This is a genomic window from Labilibaculum euxinicum (assembly GCF_009795715.1).
Lineage (GTDB): Bacteria > Bacteroidota > Bacteroidia > Bacteroidales > Marinifilaceae > Labilibaculum > Labilibaculum euxinus.
The window spans coordinates 427,987-449,794 of the sequence record NZ_WTCR01000004.1; the positions used below are offsets into that span (position 1 = coordinate 427,987).

Consider the following 21,808-nt stretch of genomic DNA (forward strand, 5'->3'; position numbering starts at 1 on the left):
TATTAAAATGGCTGCCAACATCAATTGACAGCCATTTTTATTTCCTCCACAAATCAAGAATAATAGGAAGATGGTCACTAAAACCATCATTAAATTTATATCCAATAAAACTTCGAAAAGGTTTTTCTCCAAAATAAGTATTGTCTGTTTCCAATAAGAATTCGGGTTTAAAAAGACTCATATTATCTGGATCGCAATACAAAAAACCAGACTTATTAAGCAAAGCTCCTGATACAATAAATTGATCGAGCATTCCCCATTTCCCTTGATATTTATGACTCCCTATTCCTGTTTTGTTTAAAAAAGAATAAGCCAAATTGTACAATTTATTATTGCAAATTTCTTTCTCCGGGGATAGAGCATTCAGCTCAGTTTGTAAAGATCTGTTATCCGGATAATCATTAAAATCGCCCATTATTATAATCAAGGGATTGCCGTTATGATTAACAATTTCAGATACTTTTCCTTTCAACAAATGTGATGCTGATATTCTTCTATTCTCAGACTCCAACTGGCCTCCCCAACGAGAAGGCCAGTGATTTACAAAGACATGCAAAGTATCATCTGTATTTGTTTTCCCTTTTACATAGAGAATTTCCCGGGTAGTTGAGATTGAATCTCCCTCATAAATCAATTTAAGAAATGTCGTATCGATGGGATGAAACGTTTCAGGCTGATAAATTAATGCCACATCTATCCCTCTCCTGTCCGGCGATTCGCGATGAATAATTTGATATCCTGCTTTGTTCAGATATCCAATTTTAAATAAACCATCTAAAACAAATCGGTTCTCAACCTCACAGAGTCCAATTAAATCGGGAAACTCCCAGCCACCTGCCGCTAAAATTACCTTAGCCACTTTTTGTGATTTTTTCTGATATTTTTCCCATGTCCAATTTCGCTCTCCCCTTGGAAGAAATTCATTATCCAGCGTAAGGCTGTCATCAAAACAATCAAAAAGATTCTCCACATTGTAAAACATCAACCTAAAATCACCTCGTATTCCTTCCTCCGATCCATCGATGACAGATTGTGCCAAACTAATTCTCGCGCACAAGAACAGACAAATCATTAAGATTAGTGAAAACTTCATATTATTTAATTTCTGAAAATTCATAACATCCCATATCCGGAGCAGCATCATAATCTCTGCGATTGCCTGCCAAATCAAAAAGATAGGTCGATATGAATTCAATACTTCCCATATTTATGGCTGACGATTTCTCACTCAAGCTAAAGTTAAGCTCTTCCAAATCAAGAAAACCAGGATCTTCATTAAATAAACATTCAGTGAATATTGAGGCATAATCAATATGGGCTGAATTGCTCAATTTTAAAAGAGAATTCTGAACCAAAACATTTTCTGTTTGATCAAATTCCAACTCATCAAATCTATTTCCATACAGGATACTATTTCTGATTGTCAAGCCCTCTTCGCCAAGACCATTATATGAGAGAACTGCCTTTGAACGAGCAGAAAAAAACCACGAATTATAAAAAGTTGAATGAGATATCAAACAAGAACCATACTCTTTTAATCGAACACACTCCTCACCACAATTACTGACCAGCATATCATGAGCAACAATAATAGAATTTGATGCCAGTAATCCATTCCCCGTAAAATTCCGAATAATTCCATACTCAATCAAAATTGGATTGTTATCCAATATGGTTTTAGGAAAACTTAATCCATTAATGCCGTTTTCGAGAATAAAATGACTGAGAAAGTGAGTCGTACTTTCATCGTAAAAGTAGATTCCATTCCATTGGCCGGGAACATTTTTGTACAATTCCTCTAATCGTGAACTTCCAAAATAAACAGGTTTTTGAAAACTTCCTTTTACCTCAAAATTACCCTTAACATGAAGTGCCGTATTCTTCTTGAAATAAACCTTTGTTCCCTCATAAACAATCAGGTCAATACCTTCATCAATCCAAACAGGTTTCGTAACAAAATAAGGACGATCTGCCGTCCAAATCGCATTTTTAGTAATATCACCATCAACTATATAAACATCCTGCGCAAAAGTCTCTAAAATCACTTCCTGCACCTGCCCGTTCAGTTCAAACTTCAATTGGTCTTCTAATAACCGGGGAGCATCCTCATCTTTTGCTTCAAGACCTACCTCAACAAAAATAAACAGGCTGTCTTCGGCATCAAGTTTAATATCCATCAAATTGTTCGACTGAATTCCATTCACATTTAGTCGATATGGTGATTCTAAATTTTGAAGGTATAAGTGCGAGATATTAATTGCGTTGGATGAAGTATTCTTCACCTTTAACTGCTTGGTTGTTGAACCAAAGCCAGTGAATAATGTATCAAATGCAATTGTATCCGCTGAAAATGTCAATCTAAAATTTGGATCGGTCGTAAAATTCTCATCTTGGTCGCAAGAAATAATGAGAAATGAGATGACAATAAAAAACAGAAGACGATAGAATTGCATGGTTTACTTGTTTAAATCGAACTTGAAGATATAAAAAATCCGGTATTTTATGTAAAAATACCAGATTCAAGTTCTTCTAAATTTTTTTAAAAGAAAATGTAACTTTTACTGTTTCTCTTGTATCGGGAAGTTTTTGTTTTACTGAAATTTCGATCGGCAGCTCTTCTTTCTCTCAATCTACTTTCCCTCTTCATTTTATTTGGAATGTCGAAATTGATTCCTAATGTGATCTCATGAGTTCCGTCACTGCTGTCAGCAATTAAATTGTTTGTGTAATAATCGTATGAATACCCAATGTAATATTGATTGTAATTTACCCCTACCATTCCCACAATCTGATCGTTTGTTCTGTAAGATGCAGCCATCCAAAAATGATTGATGAACAACTTTGCTGACAGATCGTAATAAATATCAGAATCCATTGTTTTACGAACAATTACCGAAGGTTCCAAATCAACAAGGTCTTTTAAATGAAATGTGTAACCTGCTGTTGCATAAAAATGACGCATCATGATATTATCATTGATATTGTTATCTCCCATTTTAACAGAAGATTCAAATAAATGCGCTGCTGATGCCCCTACAAAATAATCATCATTATACAAATAAACACCAAAGTTTGCATCCGGCACATATGATACTTCATCCGGCCCTGCTTTTGGATCATTAACCGGGATGTATCTTTTATCAAACTTAAACTGATAAAAAACACCCCCCAATCCGAATGAAAGCTTTGTTCCTGTTTGCCCCAGTTTACTTTTTGATAATTGCAGGTGATAGGCATATGAAAACTCAATTCCTGTTCTGGCAACCTCACCTGCTTTATCGTTAAAAAAATATCCTCCCAAGCCAACTCCCATTTGTTTATTCCGTCGTGATAATGGATTTCCTTTTACGTTACAAGTAGTACATTTATTACTCATGTTTTTATTAAAACTCAAGGCCTGCGTTTCAGGAGCCCCTTCTACTCCCGACCATTGCTGACGTAAACTTAAGCGCAGAGGCGAATACATCCGGCTTCCTGCCATGGCAGGATTGAGTAAAAATCCATTCTCCACGTACTGGCTATAAAGTGGCAATTGTTGAGCTTTTCCTTGAGTGAATGCAAAAAGCAACACTCCTAGAATTATTGTTATTCTCATTAGAATCTAAGAGTCAGGTTTAATATTATCGTTTAACGGAGAATTGTTACAGTTCCCAGTATTGGCTTTTCATCATCAAGTTCCACAGCATAATAGTAAGAACCTATTGGTAAATTAGTATTTCCATCGGCACCAGTCCATGGGGTACCGCGATACTGATTACCAGTTCCACTAAACTTATAAACTGCTTTACCCCATCGATCGTAAATTACAATCTTAAGGTTTTGTACAAACTCGATTCTATCAATATCCCAATAATCATTATAGCTGTCATTATTTGGCGTAAATGCTTTTGGTATTGTTATTCTGTTTTCATATAAATATTCAAGTACAATTGTTGAATCTAACTGACAATTATTTTTATCAATTACACTTACTATATAAGTACCTCTTCCCAAATCCTCAATACTTGTTCCATAATATGGATTCAAATCCTGATCAGACCAATTAATGGTATAATCTAAAACTCCTCCGGTAACATCAATTCGAATGGAACCATCATTGGCATCAACTGTAGTTGGGCGACTGGCTTCGGCTTCCAAATTCAAAGCCTCTGGCTGAACGAGCTCCACACTGGCGACATCTGAACATCCATGCTTATCAACAACCTTAACATCGTAAGTCCCAATAATTAAATCTGAAGCGATATCTGTTTCCTGACCATCCGACCATTCGATTGTATAGTTTGGTGTTCCTCCTAATATATCAACGGTTGCACTTCCTGAATTTGTTCCATAACACAATATATCCTGATAATCATTAATTTCAGCGATCAATGTATCCGGCTGGTTCAACAACTTAGATCCCGAAGTTTCACATCCATTATTATCAACTACCACAAACGAATAATCACCTGCTTCTATGTCAAATATATCTTTAGTGATACTACCATAATTATCCCAATTAACCAAATATGGTCCGGTTCCTTCTGAAATATCCAATTTAATCCAGCCATCTTCCAAACCATAGCATGTTGGTTCGTAGAAATCTGAAACTGTAACAAAAACCTGCTTTGGTTCTACAATCTCAATAGGAGTTATTTCAGATTTACAACCATTCCCATCTGTAATCTGAACTGTATATGTTCCTTCTGAAAGTCCTTGCTGATCTTCATTTGTCCCGATAACACCCGTTCCTCCCCATAAGTAGGTATAACCCGGAGTTCCTCCTTTCGGATGCAGATTAATGTAACCGTCAGTCCTTCCAAAACAGGAAATATCTTTCTTCCAGAATTCAGCAACAAGCTTGTCTGGTTCATTAACCACAACCTGCAAACTCTGACTTTCATAGCCGGGATCACCAGCCGAATCGTATACTGTAACAGTATAATTACCAGCTTTTAAACCGGAAACATCTTTATCTGTACTTCTAAAATAGTTATCTCCTGTCCATGAATAAGTTAAATTTTTAGGATCACTTTCTCCTAAAACATCCACGGTTACAGCACCATCATTTCCTCCCGGACAGGTAATATCTGTATTTGAAGTTACAAACAAGAGCAATTTCTCCGGTTCATGAACCTTTTTAGAATCTTCAATTCTGCACTCATTCGCATCTAATACAACAACGTCATAAACGCCCATCTCCAAGCCATCAACTGAAATTTTTTCAGATACGTTTGATTCAGCATAAGAATATCCATTTGGTCCTGATATCAAGAAAATATAAGGAGGAGTTCCTCCGGTAACTGTTGCCGAAATCTCTCCATCACGCAAACCTACGACAGAAATATCAATCGGAGTTACAGTCAATGCAAGTGAAGTTGGTTCTGTGATAGCCTGACTTCCTAAAACAGGAGGACATCCATATTCTGAAGTTATGGCATAATCATATGTGCCAGGCTCCAGATCTAAAATATGTTTTGCCGACGATAAAAATCCAGCTCCATTAGTCCATGCTATTGTGTAATCTGCCGATCCAAAATTCACATCCAATTCAATCTCACCATCAGCGGCATTGTTACAACTTACATTTTCAACATTTGCCACACTGGCCAACAAAGGATCCGGAGCTAATAATTCATAAGTATTAGTTGCCGATTGACCAGCCGAAGTTGCTGTAACAGTATAAATGCCTGCGGCTAATCCCGAAATTGTTTCTCCTGTTCCACTGTATCCGGCAGGCCCAGACCAAGTATAAGTAAATGTTCCATTACCTCCTTTGGCATGTGCCCTTAATTCTCCCACAGGACTTCCTGCACAACCCACAGCTTGTCTTTCCTCAATATAAGCGAAGGCCATTTCTGGTTCTTCAATTATTATCGATTTTTTCACTGTTGAACATCCGGAAGCGTCTGTTGCGACAACGGTATAAACACCTCCTGCCAGATTCTCAATCAAGAAACTGTTGTCATCGTAATTATCAGGACTAACAGATGAATATCCTCCTGGCCCTGTAACGGTAAAACTATAAGGAATTGTACCTTCCAAAGTTTCAATAGAAAGAATACCATTTTTGGTTCCTGCAACTTTAATGTGTTGTTCTACAACTAAGCCCAACTGGATGCTCAAACCTAAATTTAAGTCTACACCGTTCTCAGAAGAGCAGTTATTCTTATCAGTAATCAGCAAACTATAATCACCGGCAACAACATTTTCAATATTTTGAGAATATGACCGATAATCGCTTGGTCCTGACCAGCTGTACCTGTAGCCACTATTACCACCATAAGGTGTGATTCTAACAATACCATCATTGATATTCTTACATGTTGGCAATACAATATCTTCAATTAAGAATCCTATTTCCCCCGGCTCAGTAACCGTAACATTTTGTTCAAACACACATGAGTTTGCATCAACAATTCGAAGTGCATAATCTTTTGGAGCCAGGTTAGAAAAAATACCTGTTGGACTTTCAACTCCATCTAAATAATATTGATAGTTTGGAGTCCCCTGAGCTGCTTCAACAAAAATCTCACCGGAACTTTCTCCATTACAATTTGCAGCTTCAATTGTTAATTCGTTCGTAATTAATTCCTTTGGTTCAATCAATTCCTGACTCAAAACCGAAGGACAATTAACTGCATCAGTAACTGTTAATTGATAAGTTCCCCCTGCCAAGCCTGAAATATTAGCTGTTGTTGCCGCGTATCCGGCCGGCCCCGTCCAAACGTAAGTATAATCAGCTACACCTCCGGTAACAATTGGATTAAACAATCCATTATTATCATTATAACAAAGCAAGTCAGTTCCGTTCAGATCCATTACAATCTCAGGATTTGAATTCAAAGTAATATCCTGCTCAGGAGTTAGACATAGGTTCTCATCCGAAACATGAACTTTGTAGTCACCGGAATACAATCCTGTAATATTTTCATTTGCCTGAACTACATTATCTAAAAAGTAAGATAGGTTCCCGGTACCTCCGGAGGCTGCAACTAAAATCTCTCCTTCTGGAATCGTAAAACAAGTCAAATCCTTTGTTGCAATACTATCGATTAGCAATTCATAAGCATCAAATATATTTACGATAGTATCAAATTCACAATTCTTTCCATCGGCTACAGTAATACTGTACTTACCAGGTGTTAAGTTTAATGCTGTACTTTCCCAAGTTGTTTTGTTGGTTGATGTTGATGCTGAAAAATCAATTCCTGCCTCATCTTTCCAGAAAAATTTATATTCCGGATACTGAATATTTGCGACTTTGGCAACAACTCGTCCATTTCCCTGCCCAAAACATTTTACATTATTGGCTGTAATTTCCAGGGAAACATTCGATTTGGTTCCTAACTGAACCTCAATAACAGATTCAATTTTACACAAAGAACCATCTTTCGCTACAGTATTATAACCATAAATCACTTCAACTTTGTAGAATCCTGAAACAGTAACTTCAATTACAGCATTGGTTTCACCTGACAGGGCTGTATAAGTTCCAACCGTTCCATCTGCACTATAATACCATTGGAATGTTGTTTTGCTGTTAATAGGAAAACCCTTTACATGATCCAAAACGGCAACATCACTGCACCACTCTTCACGAGGCTGGTCGAAGCTACCTTCAAAAGACGGTGGATCCTCACTTCCTCCGGGGGCACTCGGTACCAAAACGAAACCTGTAGTGTTATCATTATCAAAATGGTAATTCACAGGATGATCTCCCCCAGAACCTGATGTTCCCGCAATATCTGTTAAGGCAGCATTGTAAATTTTACCAAACAATCCTGATGGTTTATATATAAACGCCTTAACCCCAGGAGTACTTGCTTTTAGGAAAGCATAAGAACATCGTACACCTTCCATTTTTAAATCATAAATAACGGTAATCGTTTTTCCTGATTCAATGGTATTGTTTTCATATCCAAGCGTGAATTCCAAATTGGTAAAAGTATTATCACCATAAATTTGTCCTTGCTCAAAGAAAGTCACAGAACCAAAATATCCTTGTCCTGCTCCTTTTATTCTTATAATCCCATTATTCATAAAATCAACAAAACCAAACGTCACATCAGTATTGGTTTCACAATAAATTCCGCCTCCATTGGCAAATGTAATTTTTGTATTTGCTGCAATAAAATTCAATCCTCCTGTAGTATTCATCTTCATGTTCCAGCCTGTTGGCTGATCGGAAATAACAGTTACGATAGAACCGCTCATATCAAACTTACGAACCGCATCAGGATCACCCAAAGACAATGAGCTGAATCGTCCGACAGTAAAATCATTACCTTTTGTTGTAACAGAACCACTCTCCAAATACAAATCACCGGAAGTGATCAAACTCGAATTCCAAACCCATGACTGTGCATCTCCATTAAAGATCACATCACCATTCATCGATTTATTGGCAAAATCAACAAATTTATCACCTGCCAATCCATCTCCAACAAAGTCAAAAACACCTCGCATACTCAATGACATCGTCTCTGTTAAATCCATGAATCCGCCAATTTGAAGAGTCGCGTCAACAGTAAAGCTTGCACCAGGATCTACATCATCATTCCAGGTCATGCTGTGGCATTTTCCGGCAACGCTTAGCTCTACAAATTTGCTTCCTAAAAATGAATTCGCAGTAAAGAAAACATCATCGTTTAAGGTAGGCACACAACCTTCTTCGCTGCCATCCTGGGTACGACTCCAGTTCTCGTGATTGTTCCAGCTATCGTCGGTTCCCTTTCCAACCCAGTATAAAGCGATTGGAGCAATTGCTCCATCAGTTATCCAACCTGTAACATTCCCTAAATCAAATGAATTTGCTGCAGTATAATTTGCTCCTTTTGAGCCATCGCCATTAATATCTTTCAGTTCAAGGAAATTACCTGTCACATTATTTGCCGCAAGTATGGTAGTTTGTTTAGTATCTTTCGTAGAATGCAACGATATTGGAGCGAAACAACTTCCTTCAGCAAGAAGGTAATCCATTTCATACGTTTTGCCATTCTGAAACTTGAATTCAAACCCCCTACCCAATTCGACTGTTCCAAATTTATCATTACCAGTAACTTTACCATTATTTTTAAATTGAATATATTTAACATAAGGCACAAAACCAGGGACATCGTATGCTGAAAATTCGCCCTCATCCTCAAAAACTATTTTATTAAAGTTAATATTATGAGACGCAGCACCTATAATTGATACTTTTGCATTATTTGTAAAGGTTATTGTACTATTATCCGACAATAACTCAAATCCAAGATCAGCATAGGCATCAGCAAGGTTAAAATAAACAGAACTACCGATTACATCTTCTCTTCCAGTAATTTTAACCTGTGAATTTCTTATGTCTAATCCTCTTGAATTAACACTATCAGTCGGATCAATAGAGGTGATACTTTTACATTCCAAATCGAAACCATCGGTTACTAATTTACCGTAGCGGATGAAACAATCACCTTCCATGATCATATCATCGAGTAATTTCCACTCTCCGCCATTCCCATCAAACTCAACAATATTTGGAAACACATATCCAAATGTATTTATCTCCTGAAGTTCGGTTGCTCTAAAGTAAAAATTAACCACTGCAGATAGATTAATATCTACAGCCGAATTGAAAATAAGAGAACCATAAATATAAACACCTGAAATATCAGTTGCACCCATTTCAAAATTCGGTCTCGCGGCTTCAGATCCAGTCCAATCCATTGTTCGGCAACGAATATCACTGGCTCCAGTATATACTGTTTGTTCTGTATCTGTAAATGAACCGTCATCAAAAAATACATTATCTTTTGCTGTTGGCACACAACCTCCCGATTTAATACCGGAAACCGTTGACCAATGATTTGGATCATCCCAATTTCCTGTTCCGCCAACCCAATACAAATTGGTTCCTGATGGTTCATTTTCAAATTTCCAACCGTCAGCGCCCCCCAGGTTTATTGAAGCATTTGCAACAAATGTATCTGCAGGCTCAGCATTTACATTTAAAATATTAACCGAATTTACTGTTATATTAGTTGCACCAGTCTTCGCTTTAAAAATTGCAGGATCGGCACGCGAGCCTGTTATATCAATAGTTCCTTCGCAGGCTCCGTTAGCAATTACATTACCAAGCACAAAGGTCTGACTACTTTCAAACACATAGGTTTTCCCAACAGCCAATTGAATACTTTCGGCAACAAAACTTATTTCAGAAACATTCTTTTTTCTAAAATAAGTATTTCCATTTAATACTATATTGTTAAAATAAATGTCGTCTGAGTAAGTATCTATGTAGGCATTTCCATCAGCATCATCGAAAGTAACATTATAGAATGTTACCGGAACAGCTCCTTTTGAAACAATCAAATCGCCTCCTGTAGTAAATATTATCTCCGAAGTACCAGCATCAAAAGTAAATCCGTCAGGAGAAATTTCAAATTGTTCCAATTTAAATGTCGAAGATCCTAATGTTAATGATCTTGTATTAGCTACACCAAAATTAGAAATAAAACCAACAGCCTCAATATCCTGGTTATTAGAGTTCAGATCTCCATTCTCTAAAAGAATTGTACCTGATGTCTTCAATCCGCTATTCAAAGTCCAGCTTCCTGCAAGCCAGGAATCATCATCTTGTTTAGTTCCTTCAAAAACGAGATCGCTAAGTAAATCTACTGTCCCCGCATTAATATTGGAAGGATTCTCTGATTTAAAATAAAAATCACCTGAATATGAATAATTGACATTTACCATGCCCGAAAAATCCAGACTTCCAAAAATACATATTGGCTGATCTCCTGTGAAACTCATTAAATTGGCATTCGTCCAGATCATATCCAAACACTCTGCTGAACTCCCTTTTTTAGATATATTTACTTCATAACTGTTTAAGACTTTCGCATCTTCGAAAATAACCACATCTTTTCGGTTTGGTAAACATCCTCCCAACCAGTTTCCAGCCTTAAACCAATCATTATCAATATTTCCTGTCCAATAAACAGTACCTCCGGTTAAATCGTCAGGAAAAACCCATCCATCATATCCAGAAATACCTATCGATTCATTTGCAGTTAACGAACCAATTCCTCCAATAACATTTACATCCTCGATTCTTAACCGATAAAGATCAGATGACGACACGTCACAATCAAAATAAGCAACACCATTTTCTCCTTTAAAAGAAATATATTCAGAACACGTACCGTGAGCAATCAAACCATCCGCTTTTGTAATTTTCTGTTTACTGCCAACATTAAAAAGATAAGATTTACCCTTGGTGAAAATTAGTTGATCAAACTGATGATTACCAAATAATTTAGCATTCCCTTTAAACTCAAGAGACTCAAAAGTCGGCTCAAATCCTTCATTCGTTAAAAATGTCTGACCATCAGGAAAATTAAAAACTACTCTTCCATAAATAATAAAATCGGAAGAATTATTGTAGAGTTCTGCTCCGTCCGATAGGAATCGAATTTCAGAGTTGTTACTGATAAGTGTAAAATTGCTACCCGAAATATTCCATGAACGTGAAACCCCATCGGTAATATCCACATTTGAATTAAGTAAATCCAATTCCCGGTTATAAGTACTTGTAGAAACGAATTGTCCTACGGTTAATCGATTTCCATTAACATGCAATTTACCTTTAAACAACTCCAGATTATTTGCAACAGTAATGTTTGTATTAAGAGTCCATTCTCCATCGCCAATAAAAGATACAGATCCTGTAAGAACCGAATTTATTGTTATTGTGTTTGTTATGTTACCTCCATCAAACTGTGTTTCTCCATCAAAAACCCAGGTACAGTTTCCTGCTGCCAGAGATCCAAAAATTGCTAAATTATTTGATCCTTCTAAAGTCGCATTATCATCAATAGTAAGGCTTTTACATTCTGCTGGAATATCAATAGCTACTACAAAGGTGGCTGGTATTATTACACTATTATTTCTGGATGGCACACAACCCGAATCCCAGTTGCCTGGTGTTCCCCACATACCATCACCTGCTCCTCCTGTCCAGGTATAATCTGCGGAAGATGGTGCAACAAAATTCCAACTCGCATTATTCCCGTCTAAGTTATAGGAGTTATTAGCCAAAAATGGAACCGCATTTCCACTTGCGTTGATATTTTTAACCTTTAAATAATTTAGATTAACCAATTCGGCCGAAATATTTCCACCAAGAACATCTCCTGTAATATAAATATAGGCATAACATTCTCCCAGAGCCTCAAACTTAGTTTTTATATTTTGAGTGCCATCGTAAATGGAATAACTGTGACCAGCAGTAAAAATCAAATTCTGAATATCGTTTTCCCCTTTTAAACTTCCATCCAGCTCAAATGTTATATCGTTAAAAGAGGTAAGAGTAACATTACTTTCTATTGCTCCATTGTTCCCTTGAAAAAGAACATCATAAAAATCAACTCGTTTAGTTCCGGTTGTTTCAATTGTTGAATTTGCTGAACTAACAATTATTTTTGAATTTCCCGGATACAGATTTAAATTATCTGTTTGGACAGACAAAACGGATGTTCCGCTTTTTTGAAGATTAATTATTGAAGAATTTAAATAGAGCTCTCTGGATACCGGGTTTTCAGCAACAAGACTTCCACAGGTTAATTCTGCTTCAATACTTAAGGTTCCCTGATTAAAATAAACCGTATTATCAAGCAGATTCATTTCACTGGTAATTCTCCAACCTCCATTGTTGTCAAAATAGAAATCTCCATTAAATGAATTTCCTCCAAAATCAATAACATTGCCAAGAGTATTCGCTCTAAAATAAAGAGGACGATCAAGGTCAATGATCATCTGGGTATTAAATTTCACTCCTCCGTAAATTACCAAATAATGCGCAATATTATTATCCGTTTTCAGAGCAGGCATGTTTTGTACATTGCCCCAATACATATTCAAACAACGCGCCACACTAGTAATTACCACTTCTGCTCCCGGATCTGGAAAAGAAAATTCATCAAAATACACATTATCATCTTTATCCGGCAAGAGGGCACCAGGGTTTACCTTTCCGCCTGGCTGATCACTCCAATGCTCTATATCATTGAAATTACCAGAACCGCCAATCCAGTAGAAATCACTTGCTTCTACAGATAAATATGTTAATTGTAAAAATAATATTAGTAGTAGACTTGCTCCATTTCTTTTCATAATAATCGGTTTTCCTATAAATCGACATCTTAATTGACCTTAGGTAGAAACATATATTCCTTTGCGTTAAAGAATCTTTTGCTTTGACGAAAGAAAAATAAATAAGTTTCAAATTTGGCAAAAAATTTCAACATATTATTTATTACCCTAGAATATTTCTTTCAGCCAAAATCTTATTTTAACACATTATATTCGTGAGAGTTTCGTTTAAATAATTTTAGACACTAATAAGCATAACTAGTCGGACTTTAAAAAAGCATTATAATTCTGATAACCAATAGATAAACTTTTTAGGTTTCTAAATTTGCAAGTAAATATGTATTTTAGACATAAAGCTTGCTGATAAGGTTGGAAAACAAGATAAAACATCTCAGTTAAGTATTTTTGACACACCCATGGAAAGGTTCATCAATTTAAAGCATGAGTTATGTATTTTATCCTGAAAAATAGATTGGGACTAGATAGAGAAAGGGTTCTCTGTTTATTATTCAAAGATAGAACGCCCGTCAGTTCCTATCCGTAGAATGGTAGGTTTGCTATTGCTAAAACACATTTATAATTTAAGTGATGTGGCAAGTTGACAGATGGATTAAGAATCCCTACTGGCAGTATTTTAGCAGAGAGAATGTTTTTCAAACACAAAAACCCTTTAATCCAACAGAATTTATACATTTTAGAAAGCGTATCGGTAAAGACGGGGTAGAAAAATTATTAAAAGTATCAATCCAATTATTTAGCAAAGAGGCTCAGGAAAAAGAAGTGTTAATTGACAGTACCGTACAAGAAAAGAATATCACTTATCCAACAGATGCAAAACTACACAAACTAATAATTGAGTGGATTAACAAAACAGCAAAACAAGAAGGAATAATATTGCGTCAAACTCACACCATAACTTTAAAGCGGCTGATGATAGACCAGCGTTTTCATAATTATCCGAAAAGAAGAAATAGAGCCAATTTACCCCATCTCAGCAACAGAAATATAAAAAGTTATTCATCATCCCCAATAAACTATTAAAAAAAGAGGCTGTCCCAAAAGTAAATTGGACAGCCTCTTTTTTTTCCTGATAGTTTCTCATTACTTTGACACAAAACGGATCAAGCAGAAAATATGGGAGCTCTTTTCCAAAGTTTTAGTGAAAGCTAAACATCTACTCAAAAGAACCTGAAAACTTAACCCCAATCAATAAAAACTTAACTTTTTACTTTGCACTCCCCATTTTCGTAAAAAAGTTATTTTAGCCAATAGATTCCTATCAGAATAAACTAGTCATACATTTGTCTATAAGATAGTTATAGTGACCATTACCAACACAAAAATTGTTAATGAAAAGTCAGTAAAAACATGATCAAACTAAAAAAAACTAAAGTAGATCGTTTTATTTTACCATCATTAAATTCAAATATTAATAATGTCAAATACTTCAACAATTTTTGTTGTATTTGTTTAAAACTATTTATCGTTAAGGGAAGGAATAAAATAATATTTTACTTAATTTACTAAAATTATAAATACAGTAATTCATAAAAAGGAGCAACAATTAAATTGACACTCCTTTTCATTGTTCACTTAGCAATAATTGCATTTCAATAAATATAAAACCAAACAGTATAAAATTTAAACATTTTTGAATTCAATTTATACTCCAATTAAATGTAGGATATTCTTTTTTCAATTGCTTAGGGGAAGTCGCGTTTTTTAAAAGTCCATCCAGATAGGAATTTGAGGTGTTTATAATATTCATAATGTTTCGATCTTTTATAAAGAACTCTTCTTCCTGAAGTATATCCAACACATCGTCAAATCTTAATCTTCTTATCTCCGACCAGTAATAATACCTTGCAATTAAACATCGGTTTCGACGTTCAATTAATCTTGAGCGTCTAGTTTCTTTTTTGATAAATTCTCTTTCGCATTCTAAATTTGCTTCTTCTAATGATTTTTTCATTTCAACATTTATTTTTTAATCCTGAGAAATACTCACACCATTTTAAATCAAATAATATTTGACCAATTGATGCTTTGTTATTATAAATAGCTGAAAATATAGATTAAGAGTTTGAATAGAAAATAGATTTATTAGCTACAAAAAAACGATTACATATAAATTACACTAAGTAACAACAACATTTTAAAAGCACATTTATAAAGAAATACATTTCATACATGATGAAAATTTCAAAAAGGGTAATATTGACACCTACAATTTCCATTCTCTTTTTTTATATTTCTTTACCATTGGATTAATTCTATTACAAACCAAAACCTGAGATATTATTTATTAAAAAACAGTCAACCTTGTACGTACTTTTAATTCACAAAGAGAATAAAATCCATTTTAAGTAAAGTATCTACAGTGCTTTTATAATTTTATTTATTGAGTGATATTATTTTCAGCTAAACAAATATGAAGAAGGGATTAATAGTAAACAAATCACATTATATAGAATTACTTAACTATACAATATATCGACAAACACATGTTATTCTTTACAAAAAACAACTTAACTTATAAACTGTACTATAGACAATTACGGTTTATTATTTACCACAAAAAAAAAAATAACTCAACTTATTGGTTTTAGTCTCTGCTTTACTGAAAAAATAGTCGAAAAAAAAAATCTTTTGGGCATAAAAGATGAAGTATAGAATTACAAAATTATCAATATTTATATTTAAAAATTGAGTGGAACTACATTGAAAGGCAAAGTGCTTCACTCAACCGATTCGGACACTAAATAAATATCGAAAACTACAACACGTAAAAAAAACGGGCATATCCATGGGTAAAAACTCATCAAGTTTCCAGCTTTTGGTTCAACTTAGAACCTCTTTTGCATTGTAAGAAGGGGATTTTTGAGTAAAGGAGCATTAATCAGAAACTCGTAACAGTTTACAAAGTTGTTGCGTGGAAATACGAATTGGAATTTTTGTTCGATAAAGTAAATAGCACCCATTAGAGCATAAAAAACACCCGATCAAAAGATTGGGCACACTTAAATAAATGCATCGTTTGATATTCTTTTTTTAACCCACACAAAAAGATTGACTTCACCGAATTTCGTTTCGCTCAGGAACGGGGATTACACAGTTACTCTTAATAATTATGTATTTCGCTTTACTATTTTTAGTTATCAGCACAAGTCATAGATTTGAGGCAGTTGGAGCACTGCTTGTAAGCACTCCTTTTTATTCCCTCCTCCCCACTTTCGCACTTGTTGTTTCAGGTTTATCTGTTTTCGACATCAGTTTTGGGTTTACCGGCGACGCGCAATGGCAAACTTGTGCCGGAACACTTCAAACTTGCGCCGGAAAACCTTAGACTTGTGGCGGAACACTTCAGACTTATGCCGGAAAGCCTTAAACTTATGCCGGAACACGTCAGACTTACGGCGGAACACTTCAAACTTGTGGCGGAAAAGATTAGACTTGTGCCGGAAAACTTCAAACTTGTACCAAACCTTGTCTTCTCTTGAAATAGCTTGACAGATTATTACCTAATTGTCTTCTCCTGAAATAGCTTGACAGATTATTACTTAATTTAAGATAGTAGTATTGTTCTTTAATCTATCTACGGTTGAACAAATTTATGCGGAACACGTCAGACTTATGCCGGAAAGCCTTAAACTTATGCCGGAACACGTCAGACTTACGGCGGAACACTTCAAACTTGTGGCGGAAAAGATTAGACTTGTGCCGGAAAACTTCAAACTTGTACCAAACCTTGTCTTCTCTTGAAATAGCTTGACAGATTATTACCTAATTGTCTTCTCCTGAAATAGCTTGACAGATTATTACTTAATTTAAGATAGTAGTATTGTTCTTTAATCTATCTACGGTTGAACAAATTTATAAAAATCTTTTTACTGCTATCTTAAACGCAAAAGATTCTTATTTCTGATCCGGCATTACAGTTTCAGAGATAAGCCTAAAATTGTAACCCAGGAGTCTCTTAATTTCTGAAAATTCATACTTTCTTCAATTTTATTCCTGATTTTCCATTACGCCTTTTTCAGGTATTCCTGAATTTTGTTTCTTGGTAAATTGTCTCTTTTTCCAATGTTTCTTAAGGCTGCCTGTCATTTGATGCGCTTGGTTTGGAAACATCATATCTACACTTCTGTGCGGTCTTTGATTGTTGTATTTGTTAATAGTTGTTTTTACTGCCTCTAAAGCAGTGTGATAATCAGTAAAGGTATCTGCCAGATCATATTCGTGTTTCAAAATTCCATTAATTCTTTCAGCAATCGCATTTTCGTAGGGATCACCTTTTTCTGTCATTGAAATATCGATTTCAGATCCTTTTAAGTAGTTCGCGTAATCATTGCAACAGTATTGAATTCCCCGATCGGAATGATGAATTAGCCCTTGCTTTATCCCTTCTATTGAAATAGCCATTTTTAGAGCTTTTAGAGCACCTTCACTGGTCAGATCAGGCCATAAACACCAACCAACAATTTTCTTGGAGTAAGCATCAGTAATCAACGATAAATAAACAAATACCATCTCTGTTCGAATATAGGTTATGTCACTAACCCATAGTTTCCCTGCGTTGGATAATTTGAGATCCTGAATCAAGTTGGGGAACTTGCGGTAGAAGTGATTCGAGTTTGTTGTTTTGGGACCCCGTTTTCGATGTTTAACCAATAAACCGTGGGCTCCTAGGAGACCATAGAAATACTTCCTTTTTCCACAATTTTACGTACGCGTTCTCCGCCCGAACTGTAAACGTACCAAGCTTTGTTACCACTTGCATCCAAGTCTACGTTTGTTAACCAATCGTTGTAATCCCAGTGCATGGCCTGCAGGTGTGGCATGCTCAACATATTGCCATGGGCATCGTAGGTATATTCACTTAATCCGGCGGTATGTCCCTGCAGGTAATTGTTGCTGGTATTGTAAAAATAGTTGCGGGTCCAGGAATCCTGGCTATTCACTGTCAGCATGTTCCCCAATTCATCGTAGCTATACGCGTGGGTATAGTTTTGCATGGCATTGGCCGCGGTATTGGGCAGGCCAATGTTATTGGCAAAGTCGCTGTGCGTTGGTAAGGCCAGGCTGTTCAATTCACGTCCTGTGGCCTTTACCAGCCGGTACGGGGCATCGTACTCATACTTTCCTTTTGGCTCAATTACCGCATTGCTGTAATAAAATGTTTGCTGCGCATTGTCAACCTGCTCAACAATATTGCCAACGGCATCGTAGGTATAATTCAGGTCCTGTAAAATATCCTGTCCCGTATTTCGCGTTGTCAGCAAACGTGTTAAACGAAAAGTCTTTGCATCGTACACGTAACGAGTTTTACTTCCATTGGCATAATAAATGTCGGTGCGCTGCCCTTTTTCATTGTAATTGATATTGTTTATGTAGGCCTGCCCACCTGAGCTGAGGCTTTCCAACATTCCGGCTTTGTTATACTGGTAGGATTCCACCGAACCATCGGGCAGGCTTTTACTTACAGGGCGGTTTAGTGCATCTACAGAAATGGTTGAAACATAAACTGTTGTTTGCAAGGCAGGATTGGCATCCAGATTTCGGCAGCCCTGATAATCCACGTAAAAAGTACGGCCTGTCATTTCAGGATTGCCTTTAAAATCGTAACTCACCAAATGCGTACAAGCACTTTGGTCGTATTGGTATTCCAACTGACCTATGTTATTCAAAGCTTCGGATGTTCCATACACTTGCTGCAGCACTTTTATTTCGGCATTGTTCCCCTCTGTCATGTACATTGCCAAAAGCCGCCGCAAGGCATCGTAAGTGCTGCGCAACTGATGGCTTCGGTCGTCCCATGAGTATAGAGGCTGCCCGCCTGCATCGTTCAAATTGTCAGAATTAGGATTCGTTGGATTTAAAGATTATAAGATTAACTTTTTACCACTGCCAAAAAATCCTACAATCCAGTAATCCCAAAAATCATAATTCAGACAAGAAAAAACAAAACCCTAATCTTTAAAGAAAAGGGCTTTGTCGTATTTATTTACAGTAACCACCAGTTACAAACTGGCGGGATTGGGGGGTGCAAGTTCTAACTAGCTAGTATATTATTTAATTAACCTTTCATAACACTCATTAAGTCGTTTATTAATCTCTGGTTTTAATCTTTCAATTCTTTCGATTTCACCTTGGGGCAAAATGCTAATCAAATTATCAAACTCTTTAACTCCTCTTTCACTTAAGAAAAATGCTAATAAATCAATAATAGTTAAATCATCTGAATTAGTAACAACATCTACAATTACACTCTGAATTTCATTCCAATATTCAGTAGTTAAAATATTTCTTAACGTAAGTTCAAACAAATATTCTCTCTTGTTTTTAATAGAATAATTAAGAACCTCAATTAAATAATCCATATGCTTTTCATTTTTTACAATCGAGCATATATTAATAATTGGCTTTAAAAGAGTTTCAATTTTTGCATAATTTTTATTCTTAATTAACTCGAAAGATAAAGCTTCCATAAAACCTGGTTTATTAACTGATATAACAGTTAATGCAACAAATCTTTGTTTAGGCTCTCCTTCTAAAGCAATTTCTTTTAATGCATACCAAGCTGAATCTTGTCTATTTGAAGTTTTTAGTTTTTCAATATATAAATCAAGTTCATATACTGGTTCAACTGAGCTATTTATTATATTTAAAAGTTCTTTCTTCATTTTAAAGATGTAATTGGTGTTATATATTTTGGAGAAACTGGAGATGTGAAAATATATTGTGGGACTCCGTTTGTCCAGTTAGTTCGAGGACTGAAAAAAGTTGGCCTAGCATTTATTTGTAGAATTGTTGCTCCTCCATCAAATTTACCAGCTGAACTTTTCCATAAATTCTTTCTATATAATATTGTATTAAAATCACTAGCATTATTAACATTCTTAACACTACCCCATCGTGTTACATATGATTTACCCCCTGAATACGCAGGATCTAAACCATTCTTTAAAATATTATCCGCATACTTAGATGGTGTAATATGAACAAATGCATCATCTGAAAGATTCAAAAGCACATCATCAGAAAGTCCTACGCCTTTAGATACTGTTGGTAACTTAAAACTAGGAATTTTAGAACCCACAAAAATCGAAGTGGCAAGTTCTAAAGTTTGGGGTTGAATAAGTTGTTTTCCAGCATCAATAAATTGTTTATCAATAGGTGTATCTAATGTGTAATTCCACGAACCAACTGCCCAATCTTTTATACCTTTCCCCATTGCACTGAGTTCGTTACCCATAGTTTCAGTCCAAGTTCCTTTCGCTAAATTTTCAACATTTGCTACTCCAGAATTCCATAACTGAGGGACAATGTTTAAAAGATCAATTACACCATTATCTATAGCAGATGCATAATCTACCCATGTACCATTATAATCAAACTTTTTAATGTTCGGGATATACCAACCTGTACTTTCTTCACTTTGTTGAGGTGGATTATCTTTCTCATCTGGCTTAGCCTCTTCCAAACCATCCAAATCAATATAAGTGATTGGCTTGTTACCAGCATACTGAAAAGGCGTATAATAAGGATAATCAAACTGCAAAGGATCCACACTCACAAACCGGCATAACCATGCGGCATAGTATCGGAAACCATAATAGTACAAGCCAGTCTCCTCATCACGTTCCTTGCCAACATACTTGTAACGCTTTTGGCTGGTTTCTGTCTCTGTTCTTCCCGAACGATAAGAAGAGGTTCCAAAAGGATGATATTCCTCGTAAGAGATGATAGCCGCACTTTCATCCAGCTCCAAAGAGGCAGAACCCAAATGGTTGTCGTACTGGCAGCGGATTATTGCTACAGGGTTTACTGTCAAAGAACCTTGATCAATGGTGAGCGTTTCGGCTGTCGCTATCTTTTTCTTATCGTCAGAGATATTAACTGTTGTTCGCTCCGTTTCCAGTGAATCGTTAACAAATTTATGATATATTTCGTAATCACCAAAATAATAACGTTCTTCCCGAATACTTCCTTTTTCCACAATTTTACGTACGCGTTCTCCGCCCGAACTGTAAACGTACCAAGCTTTGTTACCACTTGCATCCAAGTCTACGTTTGTTAACCAATCGTTGTAATCCCAGTGCATGGCCTGCAGGTGGGGCATGCTCAACATATTGCCATGGGCATCGTAGGTATATTCACTTAATCCGGCAGTATGTCCCTGCAGGTAATTGTTACTGGTATTGTAAAAATAGTTGCGGGTCCAGGAATCCTGGCTATTCACTGTCAGCATGTTCCCCAATTCATCGTAGCTATACGCGTGGGTATAGTTTTGCATGGCATTGGCCGCGGTATTGGGCAGGCCAATGTTATTGGCAAAGTCGCTGTGCGTTGGTAAGGCCAGGCTGTTCAATTCACGTCCTGTGGCCTTTACCAGCCGGTACAGGGCATCGTACTCATACTTTCCTTTTGGCTCAATTACCGCATTGCTGTAATAAAATGTTTGCTGCGCATTGTCAACCTGCTCAACAATATTGCCAACGGCATCGTAGGTATAATTCAGGTCCTGTAAAATATCCTGTCCCGTATTTCGCGTTGTCAGCAAACGTGTTAAACGAAAAGTCTTTGCATCGTACACGTAACGAGTTTTACTTCCATTGGCATAATAAATGTCGGTGCGCTGCCCTTTTTCATTGTAATTGATATTGTTTATGTAGGCCTGCCCACCTGAGCTGAG

The 21,808-nt window shown here is 36.1% G+C and carries 10 protein-coding genes; 1 reads left to right on the forward strand and 9 read right to left on the reverse strand.

Translation table 11 applies throughout. The annotated features are described in order from the left end of the window. Nucleotides 1-37 precede the first annotated feature (37 nt). The 4 genes from GQR60_RS07330 to GQR60_RS07345 all read right to left on the reverse strand — a co-directional run bounded on the left by GQR60_RS07330 (nucleotide 38) and on the right by GQR60_RS07345 (nucleotide 13,134). On the reverse strand, nucleotides 38-1,093 hold the full coding sequence (locus GQR60_RS07330; RefSeq protein ID WP_124992303.1) for an endonuclease/exonuclease/phosphatase family protein: 1,056 nt from the start codon (nucleotides 1,091-1,093) through the stop codon (nucleotides 38-40). Nucleotide 1,094: 1 nt separating this feature from the next. Further along, the gene (locus GQR60_RS07335) at nucleotides 1,095-2,453 is read right to left on the reverse strand and encodes a hypothetical protein (RefSeq protein WP_124992304.1); all 1,359 of its coding nucleotides are present in this window, start codon (nucleotides 2,451-2,453) and stop codon (nucleotides 1,095-1,097) included. An 86-nt stretch (nucleotides 2,454-2,539) separates the two neighbouring features. After that, a complete protein-coding gene (locus tag GQR60_RS07340) occupies nucleotides 2,540-3,595 on the reverse strand; it encodes a PorP/SprF family type IX secretion system membrane protein (protein WP_124992305.1) in 1,056 nt (351 codons plus the stop codon). 32 nt (nucleotides 3,596-3,627) lie between these two features. Next, nucleotides 3,628-13,134, reverse strand: a complete 9,507-nt coding sequence (locus GQR60_RS07345) for a T9SS type B sorting domain-containing protein (RefSeq protein WP_124992306.1) — start codon at nucleotides 13,132-13,134, stop codon at nucleotides 3,628-3,630. 567 nt (nucleotides 13,135-13,701) lie between these two features. On the opposite strand from GQR60_RS07345, the gene GQR60_RS07355 reads away from it, so the two are divergent. Next, nucleotides 13,702-14,154: a transposase gene (locus tag GQR60_RS07355; RefSeq protein ID WP_124992307.1), complete on the forward strand. Its 453-nt coding sequence runs from the start codon at nucleotides 13,702-13,704 to the stop codon at nucleotides 14,152-14,154. Between the two features lie 616 nt (nucleotides 14,155-14,770). Here GQR60_RS07355 and GQR60_RS07360 read toward each other — a convergent pair. The 5 genes from GQR60_RS07360 to GQR60_RS07380 all read right to left on the reverse strand — a co-directional run. Then, entirely contained in the window at nucleotides 14,771-15,085 is a 315-nt protein-coding gene (locus GQR60_RS07360) for a hypothetical protein (RefSeq protein WP_124992308.1), read from the reverse strand. A 2,036-nt stretch (nucleotides 15,086-17,121) separates the two neighbouring features. Then, nucleotides 17,122-17,784: an IS3 family transposase gene (locus tag GQR60_RS07365; protein ID WP_124992309.1), complete on the reverse strand. Its 663-nt coding sequence runs from the start codon at nucleotides 17,782-17,784 to the stop codon at nucleotides 17,122-17,124. 14 nt (nucleotides 17,785-17,798) lie between these two features. Next, nucleotides 17,799-18,962, reverse strand: a complete 1,164-nt coding sequence (locus GQR60_RS07370) for an RHS repeat domain-containing protein (RefSeq protein WP_124992310.1) — start codon at nucleotides 18,960-18,962, stop codon at nucleotides 17,799-17,801. A gap of 219 nt (nucleotides 18,963-19,181) precedes the next feature. Continuing rightward, complete coding sequence (locus GQR60_RS07375) at nucleotides 19,182-19,796, reverse strand: hypothetical protein (protein WP_124992311.1); 615 nt, start codon at nucleotides 19,794-19,796, stop codon at nucleotides 19,182-19,184. Then, on the reverse strand, nucleotides 19,793-21,808 hold a 2,016-nt coding region (locus GQR60_RS07380), incomplete at its 5' end, for an RHS repeat domain-containing protein (protein ID WP_148096534.1). The genes GQR60_RS07380 and GQR60_RS07375, both read right to left, overlap by 4 nt.